General features: G+C 69.4%; 11 protein-coding genes and 2 pseudogenes. 7 read left to right on the plus strand and 6 right to left on the minus strand.

The window, feature by feature from the left end; all coding sequences use genetic code 11:
- Positions 1-859: 859 nt before the first annotated feature.
- Positions 860-1,137, plus strand: a pseudogene (locus tag OG871_RS39370) (WhiB family transcriptional regulator); the annotation flags it as partial.
- 749 nt (positions 1,138-1,886) lie between these two features.
- Here OG871_RS39370 and OG871_RS39375 read toward each other — a convergent pair.
- Positions 1,887-2,090 carry a hypothetical protein gene (locus tag OG871_RS39375; RefSeq protein WP_371493410.1) on the minus strand — a complete coding sequence of 68 codons (204 nt, stop codon included), beginning with the start codon at positions 2,088-2,090 and terminating at the stop codon, positions 1,887-1,889.
- Between the two features lie 291 nt (positions 2,091-2,381).
- Between OG871_RS39375 and OG871_RS39380 the strand changes: the two genes are divergently transcribed.
- Positions 2,382-5,057: a tetratricopeptide repeat protein gene (locus OG871_RS39380; RefSeq protein ID WP_371493408.1), complete on the plus strand. Its 2,676-nt coding sequence runs from the start codon at positions 2,382-2,384 to the stop codon at positions 5,055-5,057.
- Positions 5,058-6,063: 1,006 nt separating this feature from the next.
- Here the strand turns inward: OG871_RS39380 and OG871_RS39385 are convergent.
- The gene (locus OG871_RS39385; protein WP_371493407.1) at positions 6,064-6,774 is read right to left on the minus strand and encodes a hypothetical protein; all 711 of its coding nucleotides are present in this window, start codon (positions 6,772-6,774) and stop codon (positions 6,064-6,066) included.
- An 843-nt stretch (positions 6,775-7,617) separates the two neighbouring features.
- Here OG871_RS39385 and OG871_RS39390 point away from each other — a divergent pair.
- From OG871_RS39390 to OG871_RS39405, 4 genes are all read left to right on the plus strand, one after another.
- Positions 7,618-9,567 carry a hypothetical protein gene (locus tag OG871_RS39390; protein WP_371493406.1) on the plus strand — a complete coding sequence of 650 codons (1,950 nt, stop codon included), beginning with the start codon at positions 7,618-7,620 and terminating at the stop codon, positions 9,565-9,567.
- Entirely contained in the window at positions 9,567-10,157 is a 591-nt protein-coding gene (locus OG871_RS39395; protein ID WP_371493405.1) for a transcriptional regulator, read from the plus strand. Before OG871_RS39390 ends, OG871_RS39395 begins: the two co-directional genes overlap by 1 nt.
- A gap of 138 nt (positions 10,158-10,295) precedes the next feature.
- Positions 10,296-10,565 (plus strand): type II toxin-antitoxin system Phd/YefM family antitoxin, encoded by a 270-nt coding sequence (locus tag OG871_RS39400; protein ID WP_371493404.1) that lies wholly within the window; start codon positions 10,296-10,298, stop codon positions 10,563-10,565.
- Positions 10,562-10,831 carry a type II toxin-antitoxin system RelE/ParE family toxin gene (locus tag OG871_RS39405; RefSeq protein WP_371493403.1) on the plus strand — a complete coding sequence of 90 codons (270 nt, stop codon included), beginning with the start codon at positions 10,562-10,564 and terminating at the stop codon, positions 10,829-10,831. The genes OG871_RS39400 and OG871_RS39405 overlap by 4 nt, the downstream gene beginning before the upstream one ends.
- Before the next feature lie 132 nt (positions 10,832-10,963).
- Here the strand turns inward: OG871_RS39405 and OG871_RS39410 are convergent, their stop codons facing one another.
- From OG871_RS39410 to OG871_RS39420, 3 genes and pseudogenes are all read right to left on the minus strand, one after another.
- Complete coding sequence (locus OG871_RS39410) at positions 10,964-11,305, minus strand: WD40 repeat domain-containing protein (protein WP_371493402.1); 342 nt, start codon at positions 11,303-11,305, stop codon at positions 10,964-10,966.
- Positions 11,306-11,591: 286 nt separating this feature from the next.
- A pseudogene (locus OG871_RS39415) lies at positions 11,592-12,242 on the minus strand (serine/threonine-protein kinase); the annotation flags it as partial.
- A gap of 613 nt (positions 12,243-12,855) precedes the next feature.
- Positions 12,856-15,642 (minus strand): tetratricopeptide repeat protein, encoded by a 2,787-nt coding sequence (locus OG871_RS39420; RefSeq protein WP_371493400.1) that lies wholly within the window; start codon positions 15,640-15,642, stop codon positions 12,856-12,858.
- A gap of 318 nt (positions 15,643-15,960) precedes the next feature.
- Between OG871_RS39420 and OG871_RS39425 the strand changes: the two genes are divergently transcribed.
- Positions 15,961-16,158 (plus strand): hypothetical protein, encoded by a 198-nt coding sequence (locus OG871_RS39425; RefSeq protein WP_371493399.1) that lies wholly within the window; start codon positions 15,961-15,963, stop codon positions 16,156-16,158.
- Between the two features lie 590 nt (positions 16,159-16,748).
- Here OG871_RS39425 and OG871_RS39430 read toward each other — a convergent pair.
- Complete coding sequence (locus OG871_RS39430) at positions 16,749-17,051, minus strand: hypothetical protein (RefSeq protein WP_371493397.1); 303 nt, start codon at positions 17,049-17,051, stop codon at positions 16,749-16,751.
- Positions 17,052-18,057: the final 1,006 nt, after the last annotated feature.

Here is an 18,057-nt window from a genome sequence, read left to right on the forward strand (position 1 = left end):
CGCGAGGACTGCGAGTAACCGGTACTTGGCCAGACTGTCCGGAATTACGCCATTTCGACATGTAACCGACAAGATGGGTCAACCACTCGGGCCGGTGGCCGATCCGTCCCGGGGGCGGGCACGTGCACCAAGGAATGGAGGTGCGGCCACCCCGGAGGACGTGCTCGTCAACTCCCGGAATGCCGGGAATCCTCAGTTCCGAACCTGTGGCTGGTGGGCTCGTTGTGGTCCGAGTGCCGGGAATCCTCGGATGCGGACTCCGAAGTCAGCCACCTCCGGTGTCAGGTGGCGGGCGGGTGAGTGCGCGCGGTGCGGCGGTGTCAGGACCTTCAACCGGCCGGTTGTTGGCCTCCCGCAGTGACGCGGAACGAGGGGTCGGCCCCTGGGTGGCGGCCGACGGTCACCTGCGCTCGTGCTCCTGACGTCCTGGGGGTGTGATCCTACTGGCGTTGCACACCGGAGCGAACTCGGTCCCCGCGCCGATCTCGAGGGAGCGGGGGCGACCCACCCGTTGCCGCGGGTGGTCCGGACGAGATACCAGCATGGCGGGCCGGCACATTCGACGTACGCCACGCTCTGATCGGGAAGTGCGGCCAGCGCAGGGCTGGAACTGTCGGCCCGGGGGAGCAACTCGGCCCGCGGTCGGGTCGAACGTGTCCCGGGGACCGTCGGGCCCGGCGACCGCATGGTCTTGGCCAGATAGCACGACAGCGACAGCCTGACGGCCCGTCAGTGCCGATGTCACTCAAAGGGTGACAACGGCCTGTCGCCGTGCGCCGGCGGGCCGTACTGTCGCGTTCCGGGCAGTGCGTAGGGTGGAGAGCGAGGCCGGGACAGGGGAGAGGGCGGCGACAAGGCGATGCTGGAGACCGATTGGACCCGCCGGGGGGCGTGCCGGAGTGCGGACCCGGACGAGCTGTCACGGATGGCGCCGGCCAGAACCGCGCCAAGGCCGTATGCGCCGGCTGCCCCGTGCGTACCGAATGCCTCGCCCAGGCCCTAGATTCCCGTATCGAGCACGGTATCTGGGGCGGTATGACGGAACGGGAACGCCGGGCCCTGCTCAAGCGCAGGCCCACTGTGGGGTCCTGGCGAAATCTGCTGGAGGCGGCCCGCGCCGAACACGAGCGGCGAACCGAGCCCGCCCGGCCGGACGGGATTCCCGCAGCGGACGTCGCCGACTTCGAGCGGGCCATGCACGAGATCCTGACCTCCTGGCAGCTTCCCGGGACCAGTCGCGTTACCTACGATCAGAAGACCGCTGAGATCTCCGTGGACGGCAGCGCCCGCGGTAGCCGTGGCAGGGGCATGCGCTCGGTCATCCACGCAGCATTCACAATGGCCCTCGCGCGATACACAGCAGAACGCGACCTACCCCACCCCGGCTTTGTCGTCCTCGACTCCCCGCTTCTCGCCTACCGCGAGCCCGATGAGGACTTCGTGATGCCCCGCAACGTCGCAGGCCACTTCTTCCAGTCGCTCCACAGTGACTTCGGCGTGCAGGTCATCGTGGCGGAGAACGTCAAGCTCCCTGAGGGCCTCGGGGAGCACGCAACGCTGCACCCATTCAGCGTCTCCGGGACGGAGCGAGTGGGGTTCTACCCTGTACCGACTTCAGCAGGCTGATCGGGCAGGGGACGGCCAACGTCCTGTCCTGGCTGGTCCTGGTGCTCCGGGCCTGGCTGCGCCGGGCCGGTTGCTCCCGCTACTGGGTCTGCCGGGCGGCCGTGCCGATCCGGTCCTCGGTGCCCGGTCGGCCCGGGCCCGGCCGTTCCTGGTGTCGTCCGTCCAGGCGTGTGCGCTCTGGGCCTGCCCGGCCGAATACCGTCAGGAGTTCCACTGGTGCTCGAGTAGCGGTGGTTTCGCGACTGTGAAGTGACGGTAGGTCAGATCACGGGGAAGGTCGAGACCGGAAGGCTCGGGGTGAGCAGGGTGGGGCGTTCGTGGCGTTGGTTCGTTGCTGCCGGGGTGGTTGTGGCGGCGTTCGCGGTACCGGCGGTGGCGTGCGGGTTGTGGGTGCTGCCTTCGCTGATCGAGGAGGCGGGTACGCGGTGGGCGGTCGCGTCGGCGCTGGGTGCTGCTCTGGCCACCCTTGCCGTTCTTTGGGGCCAGAGCTTCACCGCCGCTCCTTCGACGCCGACGCCGGCGACGGTTGTCGCATCCGGTACTCGCTCTGTGGCGGTCAAGGGCCCGGTGAAGGGGAACATCACCACTGGCGACCAGGGGACTGCGGCGCCCTCGACGGCCGGGCGGACACCCGCCGATCCGGGCGCACTGACGGTACCGGGAGCGGTGACGGCCCCGGGGGAGCGGGCTGTTGCCCTGAGTGACGGCTTCGAGGGCGACATCACCACCGGCAACCAGGGGGGTGGATCACTCTCATGACCGAGCAGCAGGCACCGGGCACCGGGCCGGGATCGGGCGATGCCATCGCCTCGGGCGTCCGGGCGATCGCGATCAACACCCTGGGGGCGCCGTTCACCGGCATCGCCAGCACCGGCGACAACACGACCATCATCTACGTGCCGCAGGAGGAGCTGCGCCCGGCTGCGAAGGTCGATGCCCCGCCAAAGTTGGTGAGCCTGCAGGTTCGGCATGCCTCGTTTGTCGGCCGCGCTCGCGAACTTGCCTTGCTCGACGCGGCCCTCGATGGTGGGGGCACCGTGGTTGTGCAGGCGCTGCACGGCCTGGGCGGTGTCGGCAAGACCGCGCTGGCCGCGCATTGGGCCGCCACCCGCACCGGCGTCGACAACCCGGTCTGGTGGATCACCGCCGACAGTCCGGCCAGTATCGACACAGGCCTGGCGGAACTTGCCGCTACGCTGCAGCCGGCGCTCGCGCAACTCCCGGCCGAGCAGCTCGCCGAACGGGCCAAGCAATGGCTGGCCACCCACAGCGGCTGGCTCCTGGTCCTCGACAACGTCGACAATCCTGATCACCTGGCCCCGCTGCTCGCCCGTGCCACCACGGGCCGGATTCTGATCACCAGTCGCCGGTCGACCGGCTGGCACGACACGGCCGTTCCCGTCCCCCTCGACGTCCTCGCTTCAGAGGAAGCCTTGGAGCTCCTCACCCGCATCCTCACCCGGGGCGGGACCGGAACCGCCGACCTCGACGGTGCGGCCGAGCTCTGTCACGAACTCGGCGGCCTGCCACTGGCCATCGAACAGGCGGGCGCTTACATCGCCGAAACCGGCATCACTGCCCGCACCTACCTGAGCCTGCTCGCCGACGATCCGGCTGACATGTACCAGGAGACGGCCGCGGGCCGGGACAGCGAGCGCGCTGTCGCCCGCGTCTGGAGTATCACGCTCGACCGTCTCACTGACGTGCCGCTCGCCGGGCATCTCCTGCGTGTCCTGGCCTGGTGGGCACCCGACGGTATCCCCCGTAATCTTCTCTCCCCTCTCGGCTCTGCCCCCGCTGTCCTTCGGGCGATCGGCCATCTATCCGCCTACAGCATGATCACCATCGTGGGCGACGGGACCCTCAGCGTCCACCGACTCCTCCAGGCCCTGACCCGCACGCCTGACCCTCATGACCCGCACCGGCAGGACACGGCCATCAACGCCGCGCTCCTCGACGCCACCCGCCTCCTGGACGAGGCCCGCCCGGGTAGCCCGGAGGACCCGGGGGCCTGGGCCAGGTGGCGCGTTCTGCTGCCACACGTCGATGCCCTGAGCCACCACGCGCCGCCGTCCTCCGACACAGCCGCCACCGCCGCGCTCCTCAGTGACGCCGGGCTTTTCCTCCATGTCCAGGGGCAGGTCAGCCGTGCCACCGTCCATCTCGAACGCTCACTCGCCGGCCGGCTGAGGGCACTGGGTGAGGATGACTCCGCCACGTTGGCCTCCCGCAACTACCTCGGGCGGGCCTACGTCTCGGCGGGGGCTTTCGGCCGCGCGATCCCCCTGATCGAGCAGACCCTCGCGGACTCGTTACGGGTACTGGGCGATGACCACCCCGACACCCTCAGCTCTCGTAGCAACCTTGCCTACACCTACGAGGCGGCGGGCGGCATCGGTCGCGCGATCCCCTTGTACGAGCGGACCCTCGCCGACCGGGTGCGAGTTCTGGGGGAGAAGCATCACGACACCCTCCTGTCCCGGCACAACCTCGCCAGCGCTTACCAGGCGGCGGGTGACCTCCGCCGTGCGATCCCCTTGTACGAGCAGACCCTCTCCGACATGCTGCGGGTCCTGGGCGTACGCCATCCGCTCACGCTCGCTTTCCTCAACAACCTCGCCGTCGCCTACACATCGGCGGGCGACTTCGGCCGTGCGATCCCCCTGTACGAGCAGACTCTCGCCGCCCGTACGCGGGTACTGGGCGCCGACCACCCGGCCACGCTCGCCACCCGCAACAACCTGGCCCATACCTACGGGCAGGCGGGCGACCTCGGCCGCGCGATCCCGCTGCTTGAGCAGACCCTCGATGACACCGTGCGGGTACTGGGTGATGATCATCCCGACACTCTCGGCTCCCGCAACAACCTCGCCCACGCCTACGAGGCGGCAGGTGACTTCGGCCGCGCGATCCCGCTGCTTGAGCAGACCCTCGACGACATGGTGCGGGTACTGGGTGATGATCATCCCGACACTCTCGGAGCCCGCAACAACCTCGCTTACACCTACGACAGCGCGGGTGACCTGGACCGGGCTGTCCCCCTGTATGAGCGAACCCTCGACGGTATGGTTCAGGTCCTGGGCGAGAACCATCCCAACACCTTCACCGCCCGCAACAACCTCGCCTACGTCTACGCGCAGGCGGGTGACCTCAGCCGCGCAATCCTCCTGCTTGAGCAGACCCTCGCTGACCGGATACGTGTACAGGGGGAGGACCACCCTGAGACCCTCCTGGCCCGGCACAACCTCACCTACGTCTACCAGTCAGTGGGCGATCTGAACCATGCGATCCCCCTGCTCGAGCAGACCCTCGCCAACCGGATACACGTACTTGGGGAGAACCATCCCGACACCCACAAGGCCCGCAACAACCTCGCGCACGCCTACAGGTCGGCGGCTGAAGCTGAAGGCGTCCGACAGACGGAGGAGTAAGCCCCGCGTGCCCCAGCTGGTCCGGCCGTGGTGGTGCGGGTGCCCGTTCGCTCCGGTCATCACCCTGCCGCGCCTGGCCCTGTCTCAAGAGACGAAAGCTGATCCGGCGGACTGGGTCGCACCGACCGGTGGTCAGGTCCCGGAGACCGGCTGCCGCCCCGCCGGGCTGCTGCTGCCCGCGCCGGGGCCTTCCCGGTCCGAGGACTGGTGCTCGCCGGTGCCTGCTGTCCGGCCGTCGGCCTGCTGGGTCTGGGCCGGGGTGGTTGCGTGACCGGCTGCCGGTGACGGAATCCCGTTTCGGTCCGGGCTGGCCGTCCTGGTTGCTCGTGCTGGCCGTTGCCCGGATTCCCGTTGCCCCGGACGGTCTGGCTGTTCGCTCGGGTGGGACGCTGCGCTGTGCCTCTTCTTCGCTCCTGCCTGGTGGCGGCCGCGTGCGGTGGGAGGGAGCTGCGGGGTGGTGGGTGGCGGGGTCGGGTGCCGCCCTGGGCGTGCCGGATGGCCTGGGTGAGCTGCTCGCCGTCCATCGACTCCACCCGCTCCCGCACCTCGGCGGCCAGCTCCGGGCCGATGCCGTCCTGCAGCTCCCGGGCGGTCCCAAATTCTGTGCATGCTGCGGTTCTCCCGCGCCATCCGACCGTCGGGGCAGCCGGCTCTGGCTGCCCCGACGGTCGGAGATTCAGCTGTGCATCCGGATCCACAGCGCCCCGTACGAGACGATGGCACCTCCGAGGGCGGTGGCTGTGCCCCTGACGAGGTAGCGCCCGGCTTCTTGGCGGGTTGGAGCTGCGGGCGGGCCCTGTCCGCCGGGGCGTCCGCTGCTCCTGGTCATCCGGCTCCACTGCGGCATCGACTGGGCCGAGCGGACACACGACGTCGCCCTGGTCGACGACACCGGCCGGTTGCACCGCATGCTCGGCCAGCTCTACCACTGCCTCAAGAACCGCCGCCTGTTCGACGAGCAGACGGCGTTCCCGGCCCCGGTCGTGGCCGCCGCTGCCTGACGGGTTCAAGCGTCCGGCACGGCGGAGTCGAGGCAGGCCTCCAACGCGGCTCGCCGGCCGGGCGGCAGGTGGTCGCCGAGCGGGGTCTGTCGCGGGCTGTGCTCGCCGTCGCAGATCCAGCTCCGCTCGTCCGCGTCGAACGACCACGGCTGAGCGCCCCACATCGGGTGTCCTGCGAGCAGGCGCCGGGCCAGCGGCTCGCACCCATCCGGGGCACCCCGGGCGATCAGTGCCTCGACGACCACGTCCACGGCCCCCGCAGGTGCCCCGGCGTCGCCCAGCGCCGGAATGAGCAGCAGCAGACGGGCATGGGGATCGGTCACACCGACCGCCCCGTCAGGGGCGTGGAGGATCGCGGCGAGCTCCGGCCAGCATAGGCCGGGACCGATGCGGTCCTGATCCGTGCTGGCCAGGACCGCATCGGTGCTGCCCGGGCTGACCAGGAAATAGTCCGTGCTCGTGTACTCCTCGCCGCTGTTGTAGTGCACGACGATCGCGAACCCGCCCTCCAGCGGGACCGTGAACGTAGGCCAGGCCGACTTGTCGTGCAGGTGCTCCAGCATGGCGCCGGCATCGGCGGCGTCCACGCCGAAGGCCTCCGGCCGCACGCCCTCGCACAGGTCGACCAGGTGCGCGGCCCAGAAACCGGGCTCGCCCAGCAACGGGAGGCCGTCCACAACGGGAGCCGAGGAGTACCAGTGCCGCGCCATCGCCATGCCGCGATTCTGGCGCACGAAGATCCGGTCCGTTCGACCGCCCCATGAACTACCTGGACATCAACTTGACGGCTTGGCACCGTGAGGTGTCTGCAGTGGGGAGTTTTGCGGTCCGGCCGGTGAGCTTCCTGAACAGGGGCGGTGAGTGTGGCTCCCGGGCCCGGTGAGTTTGCCCGGCCAGACGGGCAAAAACCGGTGAGTTTCGCCAAGATGCCCAGGTCAGAGGCCGGTTAGAACGGGGCCTGGGTCGTTCTCACCGGCCCCGGGTCTGCTCCGTTCGGGTGGCGGCGTGGTTCGGCCCCCGGAAGGGGTGGGCAGAGCCTTCGCCTCGCAGCCGGGGAACTGTGCTGGTCGCGCGTACATGGACTCGGAGGTCTCGAGGACGAACTGCTCCAGACTGCCGGGGTGTCCCGCTCCCTGGTTGCTGGTGGTGTGATGGGTGCGGTTCGGGTGATGGTCCGGACGGCAGGGGGCTTTCACCCTGCCGGGCTGTTGGTTGGTGAGCGTGCCGCGGTGCCGGCCGCTCCGCCCGGCGAGCAGCGCTGCCGCCACCGCAGCGGACCACACTCGTTGAACCGGCCGTGAGCACCCCGCCGTCCGCCCGGCGGGAAGCACAGGCCCTGCTGGACTCGGGCGGTGACCCGGACGCTGGCAGGAGGCCGGCGCTGCGGAAGTGCGCCGGCGGGCCGCTGTCCTGCGACGGCTGCGGACCCGTCTGGAGGGCCCGCAGCCAGAACCGCGTCCGCTCCGTGCCCGCCGCCCGGGCGGGCAGGCATCACAATGAGAAGTCGTATTTCTCATGCCTCATGTAAAATTCGCATCATTGTGGGGTAGGGTGGGCCTATGTCATTGAGTACGCTGCAGACGCTGCGCATCACCGTCGCGGCGCTGCGTCAGGTCACTGAGGAGACCCAGGCGCAGCTGGCCGCGGGTATCAGTCTGACCCAGGACAAGGTGTCGCGTCGTCAGTCCGGGGCGTCGGCGTGGACGCTGGACGATGTGGATGCCCTGGCGGCGCACTGGGGTTTGGACGTGCTGGAGTTGCTGGCGGGGCCGACTCGCGCCACGGAGGCCTACATTGCCCGGCAGTCCGGTGCCGGCCCTGTGTCGGCGACGTTCGCCCCGGCCGCCGCGGAGTCGGAGCCGGTGCGTGCGGAGCGGCCCCCGCGCCCTGCGACCGCTGCCCCTGTGGCCCCCAAGGCTGCCGCTGCTGCTCCCAAGGCTGCTCCCGAGGTGGTTCCCGAGGCCGCGGTTGATGCCGGGGTGCCGGAGCCGTTGTTCGTGCCGGCGACGTACTGGCAGCAGCTCGCCTGCGGCGATGTCATCACCAGCAGGTTCCCGCCGATGTCCACCGTCGGGCGCTGCCGCGAGCATGGTGTGCAGGAGATCGTCGGCTACGACCAGCAGACCCCCGCCACCCAGCTCACCCCCGCCGGCACCACCACCTTGAGCGAGGCCGTCCCGGTCCCGGACTTCGACCGCGGCCCCACCGGCGAGATCGCCCAGTTCGCTCCCGCCCCGTGCGTGCGCTGCGGTCGCCCGGTCCGCCACCGCGTGGCCGGCGTCGCCACCCACGTCGGCGGATTCTGCGAACTCCCCACCACCCCCGTCCCGACCCAGCCGCCCGCACAGGACCCCACACCCAAGACATCGGTCGCCCCCGCCGAGGACGCCCAGCAGGCCCCACAGCCCCCGCACGCGGCATCGCCGCCCGAGCCCACTCCCGCCCCGGCCGCCGAACCCGAGCAGCAGCCGGCCCCTGCCCCGTCGGTCTCCGCTCCGGCGCCATCGGCCCCTGCTGCGCCCCGGGCCCGGTCGGGCGGCGAGAGCTCCGAGTCGGTGTCGCTGGCGGAGCTGCTGGACCTGATCCGCCGCCCGGTGGAGCGGGAACTCGCCCGGCACGGCGGCGACGTGGACGCCGCGACCGCCGCGCTGATCAAGAAGGCGATCCCGGATGCGATGGCGCTGCTGGCAGCGTCCCGGGTCGGCGCGCGGTATGAGCACACCGATCATCCGCCGCTGCCGGACATTTTGAGGAAGGCGTCGAAGGCGTCGGCGGATCAGGTGTGGGAGGCGCGTCCGAAGTGGAAGAACACCGCGCTCATCAAGAGCGCCGAATCTGAGCTGACGGTGGCGGCGCTGGACATGAACGGCGCCTATCTGTCCGCGCTGAAGTCGCATCTGCCGATCGGGCAGCTGAAGCACCACACGTCGGGGGAGTGGGACCCGAAGCAGGCCGGCCTCTACCTCGTCACCCCGCCCGCCTGGAACCACCCCGACCTGCCGAATCCCATCGGCAACCGGGACGAGCCCGGCCCGCTGTGGCTCACCAGCTCCACGATGCGGATGCTGCAGCGTCTGGCCGGCCCCAAGCTCGCCCTGTGCGAGGCTCCGGTCATCCACGAGGCCTGGACCGCCTACTCCACGGAGAACATCCTGGAGAACTTCCGCCGCGCCCTCGCCTTCGCCCGCGACACCGCGATCGCCGAGAACGACACCGTCACGCTGGAGTACGTGAAGGCGATGTACTCGAAGTTCGTGTCCACGATCGGCCTGTCCACCGCCAACCACAAGATGAAGCGCCCCGACTGGATGCACATCATCCGGGCGCAGGCGTTCGCCAATCTCTGGTGGAAGGGCATGAAGGCCCGCGATGCCGGACTCACCCTGGTGCAGATGACGGGCACCGACGAACTGCACCTGACCGGTGACTGGCGGACCGTCTTTCCGGAGGGCCGGAAGGTCACCGAAGTGAAGCTGAAGGACACCTACACCATCGGGGGCGGGAAGTAATGGCTGGACGCTGGGCCGACTTCGGGAAGTACGGCGCGAACGGAATCCCCGGCTGGCTCGCCATCGCGAGGGGCCTGGACGAACTGGTCACCGGCATCGCCTCACCCGTCACCAGCAGGCGCGGCCTGAACGCCCGCCTGCGCTACCTCACCCGCAGCCGGGCCGGCTACGAGGCGATGGCCCGCGCCGGCATCACCGCCGCCCCGCGCACCATCAGGGCCTGGATCGCCGGCAAGCAGAAGCCGAACGCCGCCAACCGGGACATGCTGGACGCCGCGTACTGGGTCCTGCGGCGGCACAACATCGTCACCGACCTCAAGCGTCGCCTCAACAACAACGGCGCCGGCACCCGGGTGGAGATCTACCCCGTCGACCAGAGCGGCGTCGCCGCCAAGCGCCGCCGCGACATCCGGCACCGCGCCATCAACGTCCGCGGCGCCTGGGACGACATGGTCGACGCCTGGCACAAGGGCCCCACCGACCCCGCGGCCGTCCAGATGCTCGACATCATCTGGGACGAGGTCATCACCGACCTCGGCTCCGACTACGACGCCTACACCTACGTCACCCACATCGGATTCGCCGCCTGAGCATGGCGCCCAGGCGCCGCACCGGCCGGTGCGGCGCCCGACGGGCGGCGGCTCAGCCTGAGGAAGGGCGCCGACGACGACCGGGCGAACTCGGTCACCCGCCTTGTGTACACACGGGACACTCCATACGCTTGATACATGAGCGAGCAACCGATCGAGCCCCCGACCGTGTCCGTCCGGGAAGCCAGAGAACGCTTCGCCGACGTCGTCGACCGCGCCGAACGCGACGAGCCCACCGTCATCACCCGCCGCGGCCGGGAAGTCGCGGCAGTGGTGCCGATAGAGCTCCTGCGCGAGTACCGACAGTGGGAGGAACGCGAGCTCCTGCGCCTGGTGGCCGAGCGGCGCGGCGAGCCGACCTTCTCACTGGAGGACGTGATGGCCGAGACGCTGGCCAGGCCCGAGTGAGCGAGCGCAAGTACGCGACGCGGTTCACCGAATCCGCCCGCGGCGAGCTCCGCAAACTCCCCCGCGCCACCGCCATCACCATCCTGCGCAAGCTCTCCGACCTCGAGCAGGACCCGTACGGCTACAGCACGACCGCCCTCGTCGGCTCACCCGAGACCCGCCGGCTGCGCGTGGGCGACTACCGGGTCATCTACACCGTCGACGGCGGCCAGCTGCTCGTCCTGGTCGTCCACGTCGGCCACCGCTCCACCGTCTACCGCGACTGACCACGCACGCCACGCACGCCACGCACGCGACGCGACGCGCCGACGCCCGCACCAGGTGACCAGCACGGTACCGGCGGCCTGAGGTAAGCCACCCGGGCCACCCGGGCCAACCGATCGAACCGCCTGAGAGCACTACTTCCTGGCTACGAACGCCGCTTCGGACACCGGCCCCTCGTAGGGTTTCCACACGTCGATGGCCCCTGGGTAGCCTCCGCCGCTGGCCAGGGTCCTGCCGTCAGGGCTGAATGCCACCGAGAGCGCGCTTACGTCCTCACTGTCGAGGGTGCCCGTGACCGTGCGGCTGGCGATGTCCCACAGACGGACGGCGCCGATGTCGGCGCTGGCGAGGGTCTTGCCGTCGGGACTGAACGCCACCGACTTCACGTCCTTGGTGTGGCCGGTGAGGGTAAACAGCAGGTTCGGTGGATCGTCGCTGAGGAAGCCGGCCCTCACCGCGAGCACGCCGGACGCCATTGTTACGACTGCGCTGAGGGTACCGAGGACGAGCCGGCGGCGGCTCAGCTTCGGCGGGCCGGATGCTTGGCCGGAGGCTGGCGTCCGTGCTGGCGGGGGTGACGGCACCGGCTCGGTGGTGGCTCCTGGGTGTGGCGGCGGAGGTGGTGGGGCCGGCTGGGTGGCGGGTGCTGTCGGAGTGGGGGGGCGTGTGGCTGTCGAGGGGCATCAGCCCTTCACCAAGCAGAAGTTCGAGCAGTTCGCCGGTGGTGGGGCGGTCCTGCGGGTGCTTGCTGAGACAGGCCGTGAGGGCGGGGCGAAGGCCTGCGGGGACGCGTGTGAGGTCGGGCTGGTCGTGGACTATGCGGTAGAGGAGTGTGTGGACGGTGCCCTCGCCGAAGGGGCCGCGACCGGTGGTGGCGTAGATGAGCACCGCGCCGAGGGAGAAGACGTCGCTGGGTTCGGCGACGGCGGTGCCGGTGACTTGTTCGGGCGACATGAATCCCGGGGTACCCAAGACGCTGCCGGCAGCGGTGAGAGTAGTACCTCCGACGGCCTTGGCGATGCCGAAGTCGATGATGCGCGGGCCATCGCCGGTGATCAAGATGTTGGAGGGCTTCAGATCGCGGTGAACCACACCCGCCTGGTGGACGGAGGCGAGGGCCTCCGCCAGACCGGCGCCGAGCTCCCTGACGTCCGGTTCGCCGAGTGGGCCGGAGCGCTGGATCACGGTGGTGAGGTTGGGAGCGTCGAGGTAGGCACTGGCCACCCAGGGCCGCACGGCGTCGGGGTCGGCATCGACGACGGGGGCGGTCCAGAAGCCGCCGATCCGCCGAGCCGCCTCGACCTCCTGCCGGAAGCGCTGCCGGAACTGCGCGTCCGCGGCGATATCCGCACGCACCACCTTGATCGCGAACCGGCGTCCGCCAGGCGAACGGCCAAGGAACACCTCACCCATCCCGCCCGCACCCAGGAAACCCTCCAGCCGGTAGGCGCCGATCGAAATCGGATCGCCGAGCCTGAGCTGCTCCACCACTACTTCCCCAAAGGCATCTTGATCACCCGTCAGCCCAAGAGCAGGCCATCCGATCCTCGGCCGCTGGTCCAGTGTGCCCCTGACCGACGGGCCCTGAGCACGAAATAGAACCGTCGCTGCCGCAGCGGCCGCCGATACTCCGGTCGCGGGGGCAGGCCCCGGGACGCCGACCTGGACGGCATCGACCGCCCGCAGATTCAGCGAGGCGAGGCCTACGGCCAGCCCATCTTCCAGGAACCGTGTGAGCGCAGGTACGCGCCGAGGAAGGCCGCGAGGAAGCCCCCGTCGACGCCGTAGAGTGCCCTCCCTGTGACAGCCGACGTCGCATGTCCGGCCGCGACCCGATCATCGTCACCAAACCCACCCCCGACAGCTACGTCGGGCCCGGAAGGAGAGGCCGGACAACCCGTACTGGGAGATCCGCCTGATCCACGCCGAAAGGTACCTAAACCGGTAGGAGACTCAGCAAGGTGCCAAAATGCCGCCTCAGCCGTGTTCCGGGAGGCGAGGCGGCACGGCGCCCTTCCCAGGTCGGCTACTCGTTCGCCTTCTCCAGTACCTTCATCGCTTCGTCTTCGGCGCCAGCCCTGCGGTACGCCGCAGCCGACACCTCACGCGCAGCCCGCACCTCGACCGCCGGACGCCCGGCGGCGAGCAGGGAGTCCGCGAGCTCATCCAGTGCCTCCCCCAGGCGGCGCTGGTCGTCCAGGCCCTCGAACAGGGCAACAGCACGCTCCCCGGCCTCCACCGCGCGCACGGCTTCACCCGCCTTTCGCAGCGTGGTGCCAAGGTTGTTCCACGCCATGGCTTCGCCGTGGTGGTCGCCAAGGGCCTGATGCTGGGTGAGTGCGGTGCGGTGGGCCTGCTCCGCTTCCTCGAAGCGTTCCAGCTCCTGCAGCACGAAGCCGAGGTTGGTCCAGACGATTGCTGCGCTGTGGTGGTCGCCGAGGTCCTGGAATTGGGTGAGTGCGGTGCGGTGGGCCTTCTCGGCCTCCTCGAAGCGTCCCAGCTTCCGCAGCGCGCCGCCGAGGTTGTCCCGGACGATTGCTGCGCTGTGGTGGTCGCCGAGGTCCTGGAATTGGGTGAGTGCGGTGCGGTGGGCCTTCTCGGCCTCCTCGTAACGCCGCAGCTTCCGCAGCGCGCCGCCGAGGTTGTCTCGGGCGATTGCTGCGCTGTGGTGGCTGCCGAGGTCCTGGTACTGGGTGAGTGCGGTGCGGTGGGCCTTCTCGGCCTCCTCGAAGCGCCGCAGTTCTCCCAGCACGAGGCCGAGGTTGTCTCGGGCGATGGCTTCGTGGTGGTGGTCGCCGAGGTCCTGGTACTGGGTGAGTGCGGTGCGGTGGGCCTTCTCGGCCTCCTCGTAACGCCGCAGCGCCTGCAGCGCGCTACCGAGATTGTTCCAGGCGGTGGCTGTGCCGTGGTGGTCGCCGAGGTCCTGGTACTGGGTGAGTGCGGTGCGGTGGGCGTTCTCGGCCTCCTCGAAGCGCCGCAGGTCCGCCAGCGCGGCGCCGAGGTTGTTCCAAGCGTCGGCCTCCCCGCCCAGGTCACGGCTATCGCGTGATGCCCTGAGGGCGATCTCGGCGACTTCCACGTGGTTTTCGAGCCGTCGGCGCAGACCAAGGTAAGTGCCGATACAGGAGGGAAGGTCCTGGGCGATGTCGTGGTGGCCGGCGACGTAGGCGGTGCGGACGGCGGCGACGAGGTTGGCGTGTTCTGCGTCCAGCCAGGCCACCGCGTCCGCGCGGCCTGAGAAACGCCGTGCTGGGGAATCGTTCGCAGTCCTCGGGTCCACATGTGTGGCCGCGTCTTGTGCGGCGAGGGTGTAGTGGTCCAGGAGCCGACGTAGGGCGATAGCGGTGTGGGCGGGGTGCCGACTGGCCTGCTCGCCGGCGTAGGCGCGGACGAGGTCGTGCATGCGCCAGCGGCCGGTGTCGGGGTCCTGGCGGATCAGGCTGGCCTTGGACAGGGCGATCAGCCGGGCGCGGACATCCTTGAGCTTGGTGACGCCGGTGAACGCGGCGGCGGTCTCGGTGGACAGGTCGGGGCCGGGGTTGACGGCCAGGAGACGGAACAGCTCGGCGAGAGTGGGAGCCAAGCGCCCGTACGAGCGCTCGAGGACAGTCCGCACAGCTCGCTCCCCGTCGTCCAGGAGATCGAGCCGCTCGCCGAGGTCCTCCAAGTACTCGGCGAGCCGACCCGGCTTGAGGCTCCGCTCGGCGACGAGCTGGGCGGTGGCGATCTGCAGGGCGAGCGGCAGATACCCGCAGAGCTCGGCGACCCTGGCCGCCCCGACGGGATCAGCACCGATCCTCCCGTCCTTGGACAGAGTGATGTGCAGCGCCGTGTCCATCAGCTCGACGGCCCGCTCGGGGGCGAGGACATCGAGGTCGACCAGGCGCGCGCCCAGGACGGCGGCGAAATCGTCGCGGGAAGTCACCAGCAGCCGGTGCGGACCGCCCGCCGGCAATAGGTGCTCGACCTGCCCGGCACTGGAGGCGTTGTCGGCGAGGACGAGGACCCGCTCCCCGGCCCGGGTACGCGCCGCCAGCTGCGCACGGTAGAGGGCGGCCCGCTGGTCGGTGTCGGGCGGGATCTGCTCGGGGTCGGTGCCGAGGCCGCGCAGGGCGGTGTCAAGGGCCTGGCCCGCATCGAGGCTGGTCTCGTCGTAGCCGTGCAGGTCGAGGAAGAGCACACCGGTGAACAGACCCCGCTTGACTGCCTGATAGCCGGCGGCCAGACCGAGCGTGGTCTTCCCCATGCCGCCCATCCCGAGCACCGATGCCACCACCACGGCCCCCGCAGGCGACGCGCCGGCACCGGACGAGGGGTCCAGCAGGGCGAGCAGGTCTTCCATGTCTTCGTCCCGGCCTGTGAACCCGGCAGGAACCGCACGCGGCGGTGCGATCGGCGGCAGCACCGGCCCAGCAGGCTCCGGCACCTGGCCCGCCGAGGCAGGACCACTCGAAAGCCCAGCCGTAGCCCTTTCGCTGGTGTCGTCGAATTTATCGACCTTCTTGACAAGAACGCCGTGCAACTTTCGCCAATGGCGAATATCCCCCAGTGGCTCTTCCAGGGGAAAACCTTCGCCTTCTGAATGAGCCTTACAAGCACTGAAGAAGGCAGCCACCTTGTCCCAGGAAGGGACCCTGAAGGTGCCGTTCTTGCCCTCCAGAAGCTCGCTGATGACGCTGGTGTTCAGGACCCCACCGGCCGTCTTGACCAGCTGCGGGCCAGTGGGGTTGCCAGCATCGATCCGCAGCCCCTTCAGCTGGCGCGCAAAGTCACGCAGGGCCTGCTGCGCCTGTGTGCTGTGTCCTGGCGGCATAGAGGCCCCCTGCCTTGTCGCTCTGCTGCGCCGGCAGCCGCATGGGAGCGAGCTCCACGTGCCGAGCCGGGTGGCTTCCCCTTGTTCACGGACCGGCGACCGGCAGTCGTCCACAGTCGTCCGCAGTCGTCCGCGGTGGTCCGTGATCGTCCGCTGGACCGGCTTCTCACCCTAGTGCTCACCTGCGTGGATGGGGGCGGTTTCCGGGATGGTCCGCGTGCGTCCGCAGATCGACTCCTGGGCTTGGTGTCCCGGGATCGTGGTGGTCATGCCGGCCGGCTGACCCGTACTCACCACGACCCGCAAGGGGAGGACCTGATGTCCCGCAAGCAGCAGCGCACCCGAGGCGAGAAGACCCCCCTCACCGCGGTGGTCCCCGAGCAGCCGGCCGCGCCCCACCAGGCCCCGGACGCCGGCGAGCACCTCACCGGGCAGATTGCCCGGGGCGCCGCCTCCGGCGCCGTCCGCTCGGTCACCGACTGGATCATCCAGCGGGTCAGCGAGCACTTCAGCTGACCCCCGCTCGGGGGCCTGGCACCCACCACCGGCAGCCGGGCCCCACAGACGAGCTGCTGCCCCACTCAGCCGAACGGAACACCGACTCCCCTGTTCGCGCGAGCGACGGTGAACGGGCAACCAGGGTCGTGGAGGTGGTGATCAGCCCCGTGATCAAAATAGGGGGCACGGCGCGCACGGCTGCCCCTGTGGCTGCAGGCCGGCGCACACCTGTCACCGGTCTGTTGTCGAAGCGGCCCGACGCACCGGGCTATTCGAGGGACAGGTGTGGCGGGCCGGCTGTTCGGATGTCTGGGGTCGCGCCTGGCAGTGGTTGAGGCCCCCTTGATGGATATGGGTTTTGTGCATATGGGGTTTGTATCGTGTTTTCGCATGGCCGTTCTGAACGTGCGAATCCGCGGTTTGTTGTCACCGGAGTGGGGAGCAGGGCTACTGGACCTGGAGGGTAGCTGGGAGTATTTAGGGTCGTTTTCGGTGCCGATTTCCTGTGACGTTTTGGTGATGGTTTCCGGTGACGGTCGCATGCAGATTCGCAGTTCGTGGTCTGCTGTCCTGATCTGGAGGGCGGAGGGCTGCCGAGTGCCGGGATGTCAGGGTGTGGATCCGGCGAGTGTCGAGATCCGGTCGGCCCGCAGGCTGTACGAGCTTTGGGCGTCGCCGGCCTCGGAGAGCTTCGGGCCGCCGGTGACGGCGTCCGTGTTCTGTACGCAGTTCGTGGCGGCGGTCTGCACCTTGTCGAGTGTCTTCTCCCAGCGGCGGAGGGCGATCTCGTCGGGTAGGGGGCGGTACGCCTTTGCCGATTTGACGTGGTCGAGGACCAGTTGGCAGCGCTGCGCGCTGCCGGCCGACACGCCGGAGAACTGGATCAGCGTGCGGATGTCCTCGCCGATCACCCGGGTGTGCTCCTTGCCGCCCTTGGCGGATCAGCTCGCCATGGTGTCCGGGTCATCGGAACAGCTGGTCAGCCCGACGGACAGCAGGGCTGCGGCGGCTAGGGCGAGTGCACCGCGCAGGGCCGGACGAGGGCGGGTCTCCGGACGCATGTGGGCACTTCCTTCATTTCGTGGTGGACCGGACCGGAAAGCTGACAGCTTGTCAGTTGCGCGCGGCGGCTGTACAGGCTCGGAGTGCCCGTCCCCGTCCCGGCAGTTCACCCGTCACGCCTGTGCGGTCGGGCATCCGAATTCCAGTCGCCCTGGAACGTTCCGCGTGCTCGCTGGCGGCGCCGAGGCCGGCGGTTCAGTACGGCGGGGCGGTGTTGTCCCGTGGGGGCGAGGCTCGGCCGGGCTGCCGGGCTGCCGGGCTGCCGGGCGGTGTGGGTATGGGTTTTTCGCATGGCGTTTCCTGGGGTTTGCAGATTTCGCATGGGGCCGCCCCGCTGTCCTGGTATGCTGCTTTTGCATTAGCGTTCGGAGGGCATGTTTCGGTGTCACTGCGGAGCAGGGAGACCGAAAAACGGAGGTGATTCTCCGGGGTAAGTGACTGCTACCGAAGAAACGCGTCGCATCGTCAATGGGTGGGCATGGGCTTTGCGGCGGGATTCCCTGACGGGTGCATTCTGATACGGTTTTGGGTCGGATTCCCAGCGTCTTTACGGCCTAAAATGGCCCAGATGGGTCTAGACCATCTAAGGGAAGATCATCGATGTTATGACGGATCGTCAGATCTGACAGAGCGCCCTGGTTCTCAATCGGAGAAAGCCGGCCCCTTGCTCTCTTGGCGATAGATCAGGGAGGAGCGGCCCGTGAAACCGCGCGAAGTACACCGTTGACCAGCAGAAACAACGTACAGTCAGCAACCTTACCGCCCTCACAGTCGGCCACCGCCCCGGAGGGGCGGGCCGCCACGCCTCCGGCGCGGAGCGCGGAGCGTCAGGCCGCCGCGTAGCGGCGGCGCGTC

The organism is Kitasatospora sp. NBC_00374 (assembly GCF_041434935.1).
GTDB lineage: Bacteria > Actinomycetota > Actinomycetes > Streptomycetales > Streptomycetaceae > Kitasatospora.

Excerpts from the sequence above, each read along its gene's own strand:
- OG871_RS39380 (WP_371493408.1), top strand. The coding sequence starts at position 2,382 with ATGACCGAGCAGCAGGCACCGGGCACCGGGCCGGGATCGGGCGATGCC.
- OG871_RS39385 (WP_371493407.1), bottom strand. The coding sequence starts at position 6,774 with ATGGCGATGGCGCGGCACTGGTACTCCTCGGCTCCCGTTGTGGACGGC.
- OG871_RS39390 (WP_371493406.1), top strand. The coding sequence starts at position 7,618 with ATGTCATTGAGTACGCTGCAGACGCTGCGCATCACCGTCGCGGCGCTG.
- OG871_RS39395 (WP_371493405.1), top strand. The coding sequence starts at position 9,567 with ATGGCTGGACGCTGGGCCGACTTCGGGAAGTACGGCGCGAACGGAATC.
- OG871_RS39400 (WP_371493404.1), top strand. The coding sequence starts at position 10,296 with ATGAGCGAGCAACCGATCGAGCCCCCGACCGTGTCCGTCCGGGAAGCC.
- OG871_RS39410 (WP_371493402.1), bottom strand. The coding sequence starts at position 11,305 with ATGGCGTCCGGCGTGCTCGCGGTGAGGGCCGGCTTCCTCAGCGACGAT.
- OG871_RS39420 (WP_371493400.1), bottom strand. The coding sequence starts at position 15,642 with ATGCCGCCAGGACACAGCACACAGGCGCAGCAGGCCCTGCGTGACTTT.
- OG871_RS39425 (WP_371493399.1), top strand. The coding sequence starts at position 15,961 with ATGTCCCGCAAGCAGCAGCGCACCCGAGGCGAGAAGACCCCCCTCACC.